Origin of the sequence: Flavobacterium sp. EDS, assembly GCF_020991525.1 — a bacterium.
In the GTDB taxonomy this organism is placed as follows: domain Bacteria; phylum Bacteroidota; class Bacteroidia; order Flavobacteriales; family Flavobacteriaceae; genus Flavobacterium.
In genome coordinates this window covers 92,566-107,662 of sequence record NZ_JAJMOZ010000009.1, presented here as the reverse complement: position 1 = coordinate 107,662, position 15,097 = coordinate 92,566, and the positions used below count along the sequence as shown (strand labels likewise).

At 33.7% G+C, this 15,097-nt stretch carries 10 protein-coding genes; 1 reads left to right on the top strand and 9 read right to left on the bottom strand.

The genetic code is table 11. From position 1 onward, the window contains the following. Window positions 1-12 precede the first annotated feature (12 nt). A complete protein-coding gene (locus LPB87_RS14060; RefSeq protein ID WP_230728303.1) occupies window positions 13-3,150 on the bottom strand; it encodes a TonB-dependent receptor in 3,138 nt (1,045 codons plus the stop codon). 108 nt (window positions 3,151-3,258) lie between these two features. Beyond that, window positions 3,259-4,716 (bottom strand): glycoside hydrolase family 28 protein, encoded by a 1,458-nt coding sequence (locus tag LPB87_RS14055; protein ID WP_230728302.1) that lies wholly within the window; start codon window positions 4,714-4,716, stop codon window positions 3,259-3,261. Between the two features lie 268 nt (window positions 4,717-4,984). Here LPB87_RS14055 and LPB87_RS14050 point away from each other — a divergent pair, with 268 nt between their 5' ends. Continuing rightward, complete coding sequence (locus tag LPB87_RS14050) at window positions 4,985-6,013, top strand: LacI family DNA-binding transcriptional regulator (RefSeq protein ID WP_230728301.1); 1,029 nt, start codon at window positions 4,985-4,987, stop codon at window positions 6,011-6,013. 576 nt (window positions 6,014-6,589) lie between these two features. Here the strand turns inward: LPB87_RS14050 and LPB87_RS14045 are convergent. The 7 genes from LPB87_RS14045 to kduI all read right to left on the bottom strand — a co-directional run bounded on the left by LPB87_RS14045 (window position 6,590) and on the right by kduI (window position 15,015). Continuing rightward, window positions 6,590-8,206 carry an altronate dehydratase family protein gene (locus tag LPB87_RS14045; protein WP_230728300.1) on the bottom strand — a complete coding sequence of 539 codons (1,617 nt, stop codon included), beginning with the start codon at window positions 8,204-8,206 and terminating at the stop codon, window positions 6,590-6,592. A 19-nt stretch (window positions 8,207-8,225) separates the two neighbouring features. Continuing rightward, a complete protein-coding gene (locus LPB87_RS14040) occupies window positions 8,226-9,674 on the bottom strand; it encodes a tagaturonate reductase (RefSeq protein ID WP_230728299.1) in 1,449 nt (482 codons plus the stop codon). A 198-nt stretch (window positions 9,675-9,872) separates the two neighbouring features. Continuing rightward, entirely contained in the window at window positions 9,873-10,541 is a 669-nt protein-coding gene (locus LPB87_RS14035; RefSeq protein WP_230728298.1) for a bifunctional 4-hydroxy-2-oxoglutarate aldolase/2-dehydro-3-deoxy-phosphogluconate aldolase, read from the bottom strand. Window positions 10,542-10,551: 10 nt separating this feature from the next. Continuing rightward, on the bottom strand, window positions 10,552-11,574 hold the full coding sequence (locus LPB87_RS14030; protein ID WP_129538712.1) for a sugar kinase: 1,023 nt from the start codon (window positions 11,572-11,574) through the stop codon (window positions 10,552-10,554). Between the two features lie 388 nt (window positions 11,575-11,962). Further along, window positions 11,963-13,369 (bottom strand): glucuronate isomerase, encoded by a 1,407-nt coding sequence (gene uxaC / locus LPB87_RS14025; RefSeq protein WP_129538713.1) that lies wholly within the window; start codon window positions 13,367-13,369, stop codon window positions 11,963-11,965. 20 nt (window positions 13,370-13,389) lie between these two features. Further along, a complete protein-coding gene (locus LPB87_RS14020; RefSeq protein WP_230728297.1) occupies window positions 13,390-14,172 on the bottom strand; it encodes a gluconate 5-dehydrogenase in 783 nt (260 codons plus the stop codon). Window positions 14,173-14,178: 6 nt separating this feature from the next. After that, a complete protein-coding gene (kduI, locus tag LPB87_RS14015) occupies window positions 14,179-15,015 on the bottom strand; it encodes a 5-dehydro-4-deoxy-D-glucuronate isomerase (RefSeq protein WP_129538715.1) in 837 nt (278 codons plus the stop codon). Window positions 15,016-15,097 lie beyond the last annotated feature (82 nt).

Here is a 15,097-nt window from a genome sequence, read left to right as displayed (position 1 = left end):
ATAGGTGTTAAATTAAAAATTAAGGTTTAAACCAAAAACCAATTGTCTGCTACGCGGATATGCTGAATAATCTACACCCGGAGTTAATGGTGTTTTTCTTCTTGTAGAAACCTCTGGATCTGGCCCTGAATAGTTTGTAAGTAGAAAAACATTAGTAGCAGTAAGGTAAAATCTTAATTTTGAAACTCCCAATGCTGAAATAAGTGAATTTGGTGATGTATACCCTAATGTAAGTGTATTAAGTCTTAAAAATGAACCATCTTCAACTGCCCAATCATTAAAAACATAACGATTCATATACGGTGACCACATTGTAGTGTTAGCATTAAGAGTAGTTAATTCTGTCGGATCAGTTACTAATTGTCCTGTAGAAGGATTTAAATTTGTCCATCTGCTGCCATCAGCCATATCTGTGCTCAAATTTCTATATTGCCCATTTGGTGTAGAAGTAGTAAATTCAACTTTATTTGCATTATAAACATCATTACCTACACTGTAGTTAAATGAAGCTGAAAGATCAAAACCATATGCATTACCATTGATTACAAATCCGCCACTAAATTTCGGATTTGAATTACCAATTATTGCACGATCTGCTATTGTAACAACTCCGTCTCCATTTAAATCCTTTAATTTCATAGTTCCTGGCTGTACCGTCCCTACAATTCCTGAACTATTTGTAACTCCTTCTTTTAGAGCATATTTTGTTCCATCATAATCAAAATCAGATACCTCATAACGGCCATCATTCTTAAAGCCATACATCGTACCTATTGGTTGCCCTACTTTTACTAGATAATCTCCATCTATAGCTGAATTCCATGTACTTGATGGATTAAAACTATCCATTACTCCAAGTGAATTAATACGGTTTTTATTTACACCTATATTAAAAGAGAAATTTAAACCGTAATCCTTTTTTTGTATCGCTGCAACATTTAATGTAGCCTCAAAACCTGTATTTTGAGTCTCTCCCATATTTCTATACTGACTTGCATAGCCAGATCCTGGTATAAGAAAGTTTATTAAAAGATCATGTGTTACATTTTTATAAACTTCAAATGAACCACTTACACGACTCTTGAAAAAGTCAAAGTCTAATCCTAAATTTTGTGTTACAGTTGTCTCCCATTTTAAGTCTGGATTAGTCAATACATTAGGAGCTGCCCAATAACTATCTGAACCATTTATCCAAGATGATGTTGTTGATTCTAAACTTTGTACTGTTTGTCCAGTTGGAATATTATTATTTCCAGCCTCTCCATAACTTAATCTAAGTTTAAGTGAGTTCAACCAAGATACTTCTTTCAAGAAGCTTTCTTCTGAAATTTTCCAAGCTACTGCTGCCGCTGGAAAATATCCCCATTTATTTCCTTTTGCAAACTTACTTGAACCATCAGCACGGTACGTTGCTGTAAAAAGGTAACGGTCTTTATAATCGTAATTTATACGTCCAAAAAATGAAAGTAATTTATCATCCGCAAAATAATAATTATCTACAGAGAAAGGCTTAGCCTGTGAAGTCAGCTTTTTTGCTTGATCGAAATCAAAAAACTTCGGGAAACCTTGCAAAACAGTATTTACATCATTTCTTTGGTAATTTATCGATTCTTCTCCTACAAGGATTTTTAAATTATGATTTTCGCCTAATGACTTTTTGAAATCATAATTTAATGTATTTGCATTTCTAAAACGAACATCTTTACGATCTGTCATTGTAAGCGCAGGCATCCCTTGTAGAGTAGCTGCAGGCTTATTAGCAACGTAATAAGTAGAACGCCCGTAGAAACGATTATCTAAATAGTTATAATTATCTAATCCTAAATCCGTTTTAAAAACCAATTTATCTGTTAGTTTCCATGAAAAACTCCCTAACATATTGAAGTTTTTTCTAAACTGCTCGCGATCATTGTCAGCCACAGCTACAAAAGGATTTACTAAATAACCTGACACAGCTTCATCTGTATCATCTGTTGTTAAACCTGGCATTGGAAGCGGAGAATACCCCACAGCATGCTTTAATCGTGAATCATTTGATGAAACTTCATTTTGCTCATTTGCTCCTCCTCCGTTTATTTCAGTATTAGAATAACGCATTGTAAAAGCTAAATCAATTTTATCAGTTGCTTTACTTTTTAACGCAAGCGATAAGTTGTCTCTTTTAAAATCCGAACCTACCATTATCGCTTTCTCATCGTAGTGTGCATAATTAAAATTAAAATTAATTTTATCCGAACCACCACGTATTCCTAAATCGCGACTCTGTACTTCTCCTTTACGCCCGTAAATTTGCTTTTGCCAGTTGTCCCCTTTCATTCCTTTGTAAATATCATAATCTTGCCATGCTCCAAAATATTTTTCATAAGAGTCTGCATTTCCTTTTGCTAGCAAAGCATATTCATATTGCCACTTTACGAAATCTTCTGGATCCAGAACATCTATTTCATTAGCCATCTTTTTCATACCATAGAACATATTCAGATTTACTGCTATCTTCCCTTCTTTTCCTCCTTTAGTAGTTATAATAATAACCCCATTTGCACCTCTTGATCCGTATATAGCTGTAGATGAAGCATCTTTTAAGGTCGTAATAGTTTCTATATCTGAAGCCGAAACATCACTCATGCTATTTACAGGAAAACCATCAACTATAATTAACGGTGAGCTATCCTGAGTTAATGATCCTCCACCACGAATTCTAATTTTAATCTCAGAATCTGGTGATCCTTCTGAAGATACCACCTGAACTCCAGCTATACGTCCTGTAAGAGCTTCGGCTACATTTGCAATAGGTGTCTTTCTCACATCATTACCTGATAAAGTAGAAACAGCTCCTGTTAAATCCCCTTTTTTAACTGTACCATACCCCACAACAACAACTTCGTTTAAAGTATTAGCATCTTCATTTAATACAATCTCTAATTTATTTTTTCCTGCTGCAGTAACTTCTTTGGTTTTGAACCCTATAAACGAAAAAGTTAATATTGCTTTTGGATTTATAAGTTTAATTTTAAAGTGCCCATCAAAATCAGTAGAAACACCATTTTTTGTCCCTTTTTCTAATATATTTACACCAGGAAGAGTCATTCCCGCCGCATCTTTAACAGTACCTTCAACTGTAACATTCTGAGCAACTATTTGATTGCTCATGAAAATTATCAGAAAAAAGGTCCAGACAAAATAACTTCTTGTCCCTTTTTTTAATAAATGGTTATTGATCATAAATTTGGTTTTTATAGTTAAGGTTTGTTTTGGTTATTATTTTATGTTTTTCATTTTAGTACCATTGATATAGGTATTGTTAAATTTTAAATTCTTTACATGTTTAAGCGAATAGGGCTTTTCTACTTTTTCGATTGTAACATTCGTTAGCGTTATATTTTCTATAGGAGATTCTTCATAACCATCTGCCAGAATACCGTATTTTCCTCCGTTTTTCACTTTAATATTTTCTAGATTTATGTTTCGTATTCCTGGAATAAAATTGCCTACCTGGCTACCATAAATATTATAAAACATTGTTATTCTTAATACTGATTCTGCTACTGTTCCAACTTCAATATTTCTTACATAAACATTTTCAGTAAGCCCTCCTCTTTTTGAATTGGTTTTGATTCTAATCGCTCTATCAAGATTTGGACTATCCATAATGCAATTTTCTACAAAAACATTACTTACACCAGCAGATATTTCACTTCCCATTACAACTCCTCCATGACCATCTATCATTTTGCAGTTTTGAACTATAATATTCTTACTCGGGATTCCAACTCTTCTTCCATCTCCATCACGCCCTGATTTTATTGCAATACAATCGTCACCAGTATTAAAAGTGCAATTTCTAATAATTACATTTTGAGAATATTCTGGATCACATCCATCATTATTAGGACCATGACTTATAATAGTTACTCCATCTACAATTACATCTCTTGATTTCATTGGATGGATAACCCACGAAGGCACATCGATAATTTTTACATCTTTCACTAAGACGGTATTACATTCAAAAAACTCTAAGAAGTTCGGACGTATATAATGTCCTTCTCCAAAAATTCTTTCAGATACTGGAGTTCCTATTTCTCCCATTTCGACCAAAGTCGGACGATTCAGTGGATCATTTTGGCTAGGCATTCCTTTTTCCCACCCATATCCTTTACCAGCCCATGTCCACCAATTTTTAGTGCTAGACTGCCCATTAAGTGTTCCTTTTCCTGTAACTGCAACATTTGTCTTGTTGTAGGCATATATAAAAGGAGAATAATTCATCATTTCTGTACCTTCAAACGAAGTGTGAACTATTGGATAATCTTTCGGATTTGTGCTAAATAAAATCTCTGCATTATCATCCAGAAATAAATTCACATTACTATCTAAATGGATTGCTCCTGTAAGGTATTTTCCGTTTGGAACGACTACCTTCCCTCCTCCATTTGCTACACAAGCGGCAATGGCTTTTTTAAACGCCAAGGTGTTATCTGTAACTCCATCAGCTACTGCGCCATATTCATTTATGTTAAAGTTTTTATCAGGGAATTTTGTAGTAGGAATTTTTTTAATTATCTCTTCCATTTCCTTCCAAGGATTTTTTTGAGCATGTAATTTTGAAGAAGTCAGACACGATAAAAATAAAGCTGTAATTACTATATAAATATATTTAGTATTCGCTAGTACTGATTTGTTTATAAGCATTGCGGTATGTTTTTTAAAATTCATTTTGAAAAAATTAAACATTATAATGTAATCGATTACACGAAAATATATAATTACATTGAATGCGCCAAATATATTTAGATAAAAATTATATATTTAATTTTTAATCACAAAAAAAAATGTATTTAGTGTAAAAAAACTAACAATTTATTATAATAACACTCATTTACTAACAGTTACTAAAGAAATAAAGTAATCGATAACAACAACAAGTTGTTTATGATAAAAAATTCTTATTTTTGTAACGCATTAATAAATAAACTACTACAGCATGAGCGAAAAAATAACTATCTACGATATTGCAAAAAGATTAAACATCACTGCTGCTACAGTATCTAGAGCGTTAAATAACAATCCGAAGATAAAAGAGAGCACGCGCAAGTTAGTTATAGAAACTGCGGCTGCTATGAACTATAAACAAAACAGACTTGCATTGGCTCTTCAAAGTGGAAGAAGCAATAATATAGGTGTTATAGTTCCTCGCATTGATAGTAACTTTTTTGCTTCGGTAATTAGAGGTATTGAAGAAGAACTACATCCGCATGGTTTTCAGGTTATTATTTGCCAAACTCATGAAGATCCAAAAAGAGAAAACGAAAATCTACATACATTACTCGATGCTCAAGTAGACGGTATTTTAATGTCGGTTACAGATGTTAGTAACGAAAATGATGCTGCTTTTAGACACATCGTCAATAATAATGTTCCCTTAATATTTTTTGATAGAAAAAAAGACATCAGCGGAGTAAGTTCTGTAACTATTGATGACTTTAAAGGCGGATACGAAACGACCAAGCATTTAATAGATCAAGGATGTAAAAGTATTGCTCATTTTTCTGGAGATCAATCGCTAGAAATTTTCAAAAATAGGTTTCTTGGTTACAAGCAAGCGTTACTAGACAATGGATTACCATTTGATGAAAAATACGTGATTCAATCCAAAAGTAGCGTCGATGCAGGTAAAATAGCATTAAATACTTTGATGCAATATGATACGCCACCAGATGCCATATTTTCTTCAAGTGATTTTGCAGCCTTAGGGGCTATTCAGGAATTGAGAGCAAGAGAAATTAATATTCCAGCCGATTTTTGTGTTGCAGGATTTAGTAACGAGCCCTTTACTAAATTCATGGAATTATCTATTACTTCTGTGGATCAATCTCCATTAGAAATGGGAAAAATGGCCGCTCGTGTTTTCTTAGAACAAATGGACAAAACTGATAAAATAATGATCGAAAAAAAGGTAGTCCTGAAACCTGAGTTACACATTCGTAAATCATCTGCCAGAACTACCCATTAAAATTTTTAAAATATTATTTTTTACCATTAAGTTTTTTCTTTTACCATTAAGGGATTAAGTAAAATTAAGTTTCATGAAGAAATAAATCGTAAGAGTTATTATTTTAAGTCAAACAACCGCAAACTTGTCTCCCTGAGGAACGAAGGGTCTCCACAAGAAACTAACACAAAGTGTTTTTAGATTGTCGAGCTACTAACGGAGACCCTTCGTCCCTCAGGGTGACAAAACTGAATAGAAATTAAACAAAATTAAGGTTCGTAAGCACTTCGCTTAAATGAACTTATATGGACATCTTTTTGGACCATTTTCACCATTAAGAAATTAAGTTTCATAAAGAAGCAATTTGTAAGGGCTATTATTTTAAGTCAAACAACCGCAAACTTGTCTCCCTGAGGAACGAAGGGTCTCCACAAGAAACTAACACAAAGTATTTTTAGATTGTCGAGCTACTAACGGAGACCCTTCGTTCCTCAGGGTAAAAAGACTGAATAGAAATTAAACAAAAAAAGACCATCATTTCTGATAGTCTTTTTCATAATTATTCTTAATATCTTAATGGTAAAAAAAGAAAAGATTTTAAAGAGAAACTCCTCTTTTCCAAGGAATAAAATCGTTTTGATTTAAAATTGCAGCTTTCGTTTTAATTTTTCCACTAGCAACATTTATTATAAATTCAAGCATTTCATCACCCATTTCTTCAATAGATTTTTCTCCTGTGATAATTCCACCAGTGTCAATGTCAATAATATCAGACATTTTTGCAGCCAACTCAGAGTTTGATGAAATTTTTACAACGGGTGCAATTGGGTTTCCTGTTGGAGTTCCTAATCCTGTAGTAAACAAAACAATATTAGCTCCTGAACCAACCATTGCCGTAGTACATTCTACATCATTTCCTGGTGTACAAAGCAAGTTCAAACCTGGTTTTGTTATATACTCACCATAATCTGAAACACCTACAATTGGAGAAGTTCCTCCTTTTTTGGCAGCACCAGCCGATTTCATGGCATCGGTAATTAAACCATCTTTTATATTTCCTGGTGATGGGTTCATATCAAATCCTGAACCTGCATCGACAACTGTTTTTTCATACCATTTCATCAATTCCAAGAAACGTTTTCCGCTCTCATCCTCTACGCAACGGTTTACGAGTTCTTGCTCTACTCCACATAATTCTGGAAATTCTGAAAGAATTGTAGTTCCTCCTAAAGCGGCCAATAAATCAGATGTAACACCCAAGGTTGGATTAGCCGAAATTCCTGAAAATCCATCAGATCCGCCACATTCCAAACCTATTGTTAATTTAGATAATGGAGCTGGTGTTCTTTGTAATTCATTCGCTTTTTTAATAGCTTCAAAAGTATCTTTTACAACACTACTTAGCATCGCCTCTATAGTTCCAATTTGCTGTTGATCATAAATTAAAACAGGTTTTTTACTATTAGGATTTATCTCGTCTAATGCATCTTTAAAGATTTGAATTTGTAGATTCTGGCAACCCAAACTCAATACTGTTGCTCCTGCTACGTTTGGATTATTTACATAACCAGCCAACAATTTAGCCAAACTATGCGAATCCTGACGAATTCCACCACATCCACCTTGATGCGTGATAAATTTTACTTCGATATTATTGAATAAATTAGAATCATTAGAAGCCGCTTCATTACTGGCTCCACCGCTTTCTGACTTTACCAAAGAACGAAGTAACAACTGATAATCATTCTCTTTAGGCTTCATCAATTCCTTTTCAAAAATATCTTTTAATATTTCTATATTTCTGTTTTCACAAAAAACCAATGGAAAAAACAGCCAAACATTTTCGGTTCCTACCTGTCCATCTTCTCTATGATATCCATCAAAAGTTCTGTCTTTCCATTTATCAATATTAGGAACAGTCCAACCTATCGATTCTGTTTTTTCAAAAACTTTAGCACTTTCATGTTTTACATTACCGGTAGTAAGCACATCGCCTTTTACAATAACTTGACTTGCTCTACCAACCAAAACACCGTACATGATAATTTTTTCGTCTGATGCAAAATCAGACAAAGCAATTTTATGCTTCGATTTAGTATCTGAAACTACTGTAATAGTTTCTCCCTCAAACTGAATAGTTTCTCCAGCAACTAGATTTACTAAGGCTACAGCTACGTTATCAGTAGGATTAACTTTTATTATTTTTTTTTGCATCGTAAAATGTATGAGGTTATTATTTTAATTTCTTTTCATAATTGACAAAACCTTGCTCAATTCCGTTCAATTCAATTTCTGATAAGGCAATTGCAATCGCGTCTTGTAATGATTTAATCGATGTTAAATCTTCATCCCAAAAATTTTTATTTTGCAACACCTGAGTTGCGATTTCATAATAATTATCTGATTTCCATGTTTTAGCAAAAAAGCTAACTATGTCTTCACTGTCATTAACAGGCAAAGTTTGGTTTTGCCAAGTGCCTTTATAAAAACGAATCAAACAAGCAAATGCAAACGTTAAATGAACTGGAAGCTTGTTGTGAATTGCGACATATTCGACTAAACTTGGCAAAACACGAACTTTAAATTTCGAAATAGAGTTCAATGCAATACTAGATAATAAATGCTTGATAAATGGATTTCTAAAACGATCTAAGACTTCATCAGAGAAGCTTATTAGTTCGTCCTTATCCATATTTAATGTTTCGTTTATTTCATCAAAAACAGCTTTATTTACAAACGTTCCTGTAAATAGATTATCTACAGTTTCTTTTACCGTTTCATTTCCATAAAGTAGAGAAAACGGAACCATTGCTGTATGCGCTCCATTTAAAATGCGAACTTTACGAGTTCTATAAGGTTGCATATCGGCTACAATCTTTACATCTAAATCGGTTTTCTCAAACGGAAGCTTAGCTTTTAGTTTATCATCACCTTCAATAACCCATAAAAAGAAAGTTTCGGCACTTACAATCAAATTATCTGAATAATCCAACTGCTTGTTATATTCTTCTATTTCATCTTTTGGATAGCCCGGAACAATACGGTCTACTAATGTATTGTGAAAACTACAATGATTTAAAAGCCATAATGTAAAATCAACTTCTAAACTCCAATCAGCACAATATTTTAATATAATTTCCTTTAAAGTATCCGAGTTATAATTGATTAATTCACAAGGAATAATTGTCAATGCTTTGGTTTTATCACCATTAAAATGCTTGAATCTTTCATATAAAAGCACTGTTAATTTAGCAGGGAATGAAACTGGCGGTTGCATTGTAGGCTTATCACTAGCAATGTATTCTATACCTGCTTCGGTAGTATTAGAAATAATAAAAGCTAATTCTTCTTCTTTGGCCAAAGCCAAAAACTCATTAAAGGAAGCATAAGGATCTATTGCTTTTACAATATTGGTAATCAATTCTTTTTCTTGAATTTCTTCTCCTTTTTTTATTCCTTTCATGAATAATGTATACAAACCATCTTGATCATTAATCATGTTTACCAATCCTTTATCGATAGGTTGCACAACAGCAATTCCTGCATTAAAATTGGCATCCTGATTCAGTTTCTGAAAAGCAAATTCTACAAATGCTCTCAAAAAATTCCCTTCTCCAAATTGAACAATTTTTATTGGAAGCTTATCAGATAACCCTATATTTTCTCTATTTAGTTTTTTCATTATTAATAACTTAAAGTGTTGTATATAATTGAATTAAATACTTTATCCTTTTCAGTTGTAAAAGAAACATTATGCCTATTACAAACAAAACTTGTTGTGAGGACTGGCAGGTTTTATTCTGCAGGAATAATGCTCTATTACAACTTAAAAATCAAAAAAACATTTAAAAACAATCTTTAGGAATAGCTATTCCGTATTTTATTTTCTAATTTTTTTTATAATCTCAAGAACTTCACTGACTTTGTTTTTTAGACCTTCAAAATCATTCTTATCTAATATTTCTTTTGAGATTAATTGCGAACCAAGTCCTACGCAAGTTGCCCCTGCATTTAACCAAGAAGACAAACTTTCTTCAGTTGGAAAAACTCCACCCGTTGGCATAATACTCGTCCAGGGTGATGGGCCTTTTATTCCTTTTATAAAATCTGGTCCATAGGTATCTGCTGGAAATAATTTTACAATTTCACAACCTAATTCTTCGGCTTTGGCAATCTCTGTAAGTGTACCACAACCAGGTGACCATAATACTTTACGGCGATTACAAGCTATTGCAATATCTTCTCTGAGTACTGGCGTTACAATAAAATTAGCTCCCAATTGCATGTATAAAGAAGCTGCGGTCGCATCTGTTACCGATCCTACACCCAGAATCATTCCGGGTAATTCAGCTAAAGCGTATTTATTTAAAGCCCCAAATACTTCAAAAGCAAAATCGCCTCGACTAGTAAATTCCATTAATCGGGAACCACCATCGTAACAAGCTTTTAATACTTTCTTACTTAGCGCTATATCCGAATGAAAAAACAACGGAATCATACCATTTTCTTTCATTGTTGTAGCTACTTCTATTCTTGAATATTTTGCCATTTTATATTATTTATCTTGATACTAATCCTGCCGAATTACCATCTAGCATATTTTCAACTTCTTTTAACGTAACCAAATTATAATCGCCTGCAATGGTATGTTTTAAGCAACAAGTCGCAACAGCAAAATCTAATGCTCTTTGGTTATTATTTGGGTATTCCAGTAATCCGTAAATTAACCCGCCCATAAAAGCATCACCACTACCTACACGATCTACAACAGGTGTTACCTCTTGCACTGCAGCATTATAAATAGCTTTACCATCAAATAAAACACCACCAATTCTCTGATGAGAGGCACTTACAGAATAGCGTAACGTGGTTGCTACAGTTTTTAAATTTGGAATCAAATCGAATAACTTACTGTACAAAACAGGAAGTGATTTCTCATCCTGATAATTAGGATTTACTTTAGGAATTCCAAGCATAAAATACGCTGTATCAATATCTCCTAAAATAACATTGCTATATTGTAACATCTCTGGCATTACATCACATGGAGTTTTTCCATATTGCCAAAGTTTTGATCTATAATTTAAATCACATGAAATAGTAATCCCTAATTTATGCGCCACTTTAATAGCTTCTAAACAGGCTTGGGCTGCACTATCTGAAATCGCTGGAGTAATTCCACTCCAATGAAACCAATCAGCACCTTCCAAAACTTTCTCCCAATCGATTAATCCTTTTTCGATAGTTGCCATCGAGCTATGTGCGCGGTCATAAACGACATTGCTCCCTCGTGTTCCTGCGCCAGTTTCCAGAAAATAAATTCCTAAACGTTCTCCACCATAAATTACATTTTGCGATGCTACGTTCATTTTTCGCATTTCTTTCACTGCCGAAGCACCAATTTCATTTTCAGGTAATCTGGTAACAAACTCAGCATTTACACCATAATTAGCCAAAGACACACAAACATTAAATTCGCCTCCCCCGTAATTTGATCCAAATGTTTTAGCTTGAGAAAAACGAAGATGCCTCTCTGTTGAAAGACGCAACATAATTTCACCGAATGCAACTACTTTATTCATATTGTTTTTATTTACCATTAAGATAATTTTACCGCAAAGTTTTGAACCATTAAGAGATTAAGGAAAATTAAGATTTAGCCTTATAACTGCTTTTTTTGCCACAGATTATTATGATTAAAAGGATTTCCCACATTGTCCATAAAGTAACGCGGATGATGCTGATTTGCTAAAGCAAAGACGCTGATAAAAACAGATTTTTAAAACCATTGCGACCTTTGCGTAAATCTTTGTGAACTTTGCGGTTAATTTTTTCACAATCCAATTCTTTCAAACTCAAACCCTTAATTTTTCTTAATGTCTTAATGGTTTTAAGATTAGCGACCTTAGCGTAAACCTTTGCTTCCTTTGCGGTTAATTTTTCCTTAATACCTTTGCGGTTAACTAACCTTTAAAATTTAAAATATTCTTTTGCGTTATTATAAGAGATATCCTGAACCATTTTACCAATCCATTCCATGTCGTTAGGAAGTTCTCCACGTTTTATTTCGTCACCTAAAAGATTACAAAGAATACGTCGGAAATATTCGTGTCTTGGGAACGATAAAAAGCTTCTTGAATCGGTTAGCATTCCCACGAAACAACTAATTAATCCCATATTAGAAAGTGCATTTAATTGCTTGGTCATTCCGTCTTTTTGGTCCAGAAACCACCATCCAGATCCAAACTGCACCTTCCCTTTAATGCTCCCATCATTAAAGTTTCCTATCATCGTTGCCATAACTTCATTATCAGCAGGATTCAGGTTATAAATTATTGTTTTTGTTAGTTTATCTTTACTATCTAATGCATTTAAAAATGAGGATAATTTTTGCGCTTGCGGATAATCTCCAATAGAATCCCAACCTGTATCTGGTCCTAAAATTCGGTGCATTCTCGCATTATTATTTCGTAATGCTCCTAAATGAAATTGCTGTACCCAACCAAACTCATGATAGGTTTCAGACAAGAACAACAATACAGCACTTTGGAATTTTAAGGCTTCATCGGGCGTAATTGTTTGATTTTCTCTTTTCTTTTTGAAGATGGAATTAATCTCGTTTTCAGTGTAGTTTTCAAAGTAAATTTGATCTAATCCATGATCACTAAGTTTACAGCCATTATTAGCAAAATATTCAATTCTGTTTTTTAATGCACTACATAAATCAGCATAAGAACTAATTGTAGTTCCTGCAACTTCCCCCAGAGTATCTATATATTGATTGTAACCATCATTAGAAATTAATATCGCTTTATCGGGTCTGAAAGCGGTACTCATCTTAGTCCCAATTGGATTTTTGGCTAGTTTTTGATGGTGTTCTAAATTATCAATTGGATCTTCAGTCGTACAAACCACTTCGGCATTTACTTTTTTAAGCAAATTTTGTGTGCTATACGCTTCTGAATTTATTTTCTCAGAAGTCTCGATATAAATTCTCTCAGCCGATTTTTCATCCAATAAATCATAAATATCAAAATAACGAGCTAATTCTAAGTGTGTCCAATGATACAATGGATTACGCATCGTGTATGGAACTGTTTTTGCCCAGTTTAAGAATTTATCTTTATCAGAACCGTTTCCTGTTATAAATTGCTCATTAATACCTAATGTACGCATAGCACGCCACTTATAGTGATCCCCATTTATCCAAACCTGAGTCGTATTTTCAAAAATTTTATTCTCAGCAATAAATTGTGGATTCAAATGATTGTGATAATCTATTATCGGCTGATTCTTTGAATAATTATGATATAATTCTTCAGCAAATTTATTTTCGAGTAAGAAGTTATCGTTTATAAAAGGTTGAGTAGCGCTCATGTTAGTGATTTAAAAAGTGATTATTCGTTTGATGGTTTACCGATTGTGGCTAAAATTCCACCATCAACATATATGATTTGACCGTTTACAAATCGGCTAGCTTCAGAAGCTAGGAAAACTGCCGTTCCTGCTAAATCTTCAGGATCTCCCCAACGTCCCGCAGGTGTTCGACTTATGATAAATTCATTAAATGGATTTCCGTCTACGCGAATAGGTTCTGTTTGCGAAGTAGCAAAATAACCTGGCCCAATTCCGTTAACCTGAATATTGTGTTTAGCCCATTCAGTAGCTAAATTTTTAGTAAGCATTTTTAAACCGCCTTTCGCAGCAGCATAAGCAGAAACACTGTTTCTACCCAACTCACTCATCATGGAACAGATATTAATGATTTTACCTTCGTTGCGCTCAATCATTTTTCGTCCCACTAATTGCGACATAATAAAAGCTCCAACTAAATCTACATCTATAACACGTCGGAAGTCTTCGATTAGCATGCTTACAGCTGGTTCTCTCTTTATGATTCCGGCATTGTTTACCAAAATATGAATTGGCCCTTGATTCTTCTCGATTGCTTCAATCTGTTCCGCAGCAATTTTTTCATCAGTTACATCAAAAATATATCCTGATGCTTTATATCCTTTGCTTTCGTAATAGGCAAGTGCATCTTCTAATTTGCTTGGCGTTGTGCTACTAATTACTAACTCGGCTCCTGCTTGTGCCAAACCTTCAGCCATAGCCATACCAAGACCATGTGTTCCTCCTGTAATTAGCGCTCTTTTATTGGTTAAATCAAATAACTTCATAATGCTTTATTTAAGTTCATTTGGTGCAACAATATCCATATCTCCGTAATCCAAATTTTCTCCCGCCATTCCCCATATAAAAGAATAGTTAGACGTTCCTGCGCCGGAGTGAATAGACCATTCTGGTGATAAAACTGCCTGATGGTTTTGCATAAAAATATGACGTGTATTTTGAGGCTCTCCAAGGAAATGACAAATGGTTTGTGGCGCTTCTAGATCAAAATAAAAATATGCTTCCATCCTTCTGTCGTGTGTGTGAGCTGGCATTGTGTTCCAAACATTTCCTGGTAACAACTCTGTTAATCCCATTTGTAATTGGCATGTCTGAACGATGCTATTCACAATCAATTTATTTAAAACCCTGCGATTCGCTGTCTTTTCTTCTCCTAACTGAATTACTTCGGCATTTTCTTTGCCTACTTTTTTATTTGGAAATTTAGCATGTGCTGGAGCTGAATTGATATAAAACAAAGCTTGTTCTCCTGTAACACTTGCAAACAAAACCTCTTTACAGCCTTGCCCTACATACAAAGCCTCTTTCTTATCTAATTCAAAAACTTCTCCATCAACAGTAACAGTTCCTTTTCCACCAACGTTTATAATTCCTAACTCTCTTCTGTCTAGAAAATTTTCTGATTTTAAATATGGAATTGTTTCTAATTTCAACACTTTTCCAACAGGCATAATTCCTCCAACAATATATCGGTCATACATAGTGTATGTTAATTGTATCTCATTCTCGACAAATAATTTCTCAATTAAAAACTGGGCTCTTAATTCGTCAGTACCATACTTTTTAAAATCTGTTGGATTAGTCGCGTATCTAAATTCAAAGTTTGTCATAATTTCTTTTTTTAATAATGTAATCGATTACAAATTTATAAATTATATTCTAATTAAATCTATAAACAAATAATATTTTCAA

Excerpts from the sequence above, each read along its gene's own strand:
- LPB87_RS14060 (WP_230728303.1), bottom strand. The coding sequence starts at position 3,150 with ATGAGCAATCAAATAGTTGCTCAGAATGTTACAGTTGAAGGTACTGTT.
- LPB87_RS14030 (WP_129538712.1), bottom strand. The coding sequence starts at position 11,574 with ATGAATAAAGTAGTTGCATTCGGTGAAATTATGTTGCGTCTTTCAACA.
- LPB87_RS14040 (WP_230728299.1), bottom strand. The coding sequence starts at position 9,674 with ATGAAAAAACTAAATAGAGAAAATATAGGGTTATCTGATAAGCTTCCA.
- LPB87_RS14020 (WP_230728297.1), bottom strand. The coding sequence starts at position 14,172 with ATGAAGTTATTTGATTTAACCAATAAAAGAGCGCTAATTACAGGAGGA.
- uxaC (WP_129538713.1), bottom strand. The coding sequence starts at position 13,369 with ATGAGCGCTACTCAACCTTTTATAAACGATAACTTCTTACTCGAAAAT.
- LPB87_RS14045 (WP_230728300.1), bottom strand. The coding sequence starts at position 8,206 with ATGCAAAAAAAAATAATAAAAGTTAATCCTACTGATAACGTAGCTGTA.
- kduI (WP_129538715.1), bottom strand. The coding sequence starts at position 15,015 with ATGACAAACTTTGAATTTAGATACGCGACTAATCCAACAGATTTTAAA.
- LPB87_RS14055 (WP_230728302.1), bottom strand. The coding sequence starts at position 4,716 with ATGAATTTTAAAAAACATACCGCAATGCTTATAAACAAATCAGTACTA.
- LPB87_RS14035 (WP_230728298.1), bottom strand. The coding sequence starts at position 10,541 with ATGGCAAAATATTCAAGAATAGAAGTAGCTACAACAATGAAAGAAAAT.
- LPB87_RS14050 (WP_230728301.1), top strand. The coding sequence starts at position 4,985 with ATGAGCGAAAAAATAACTATCTACGATATTGCAAAAAGATTAAACATC.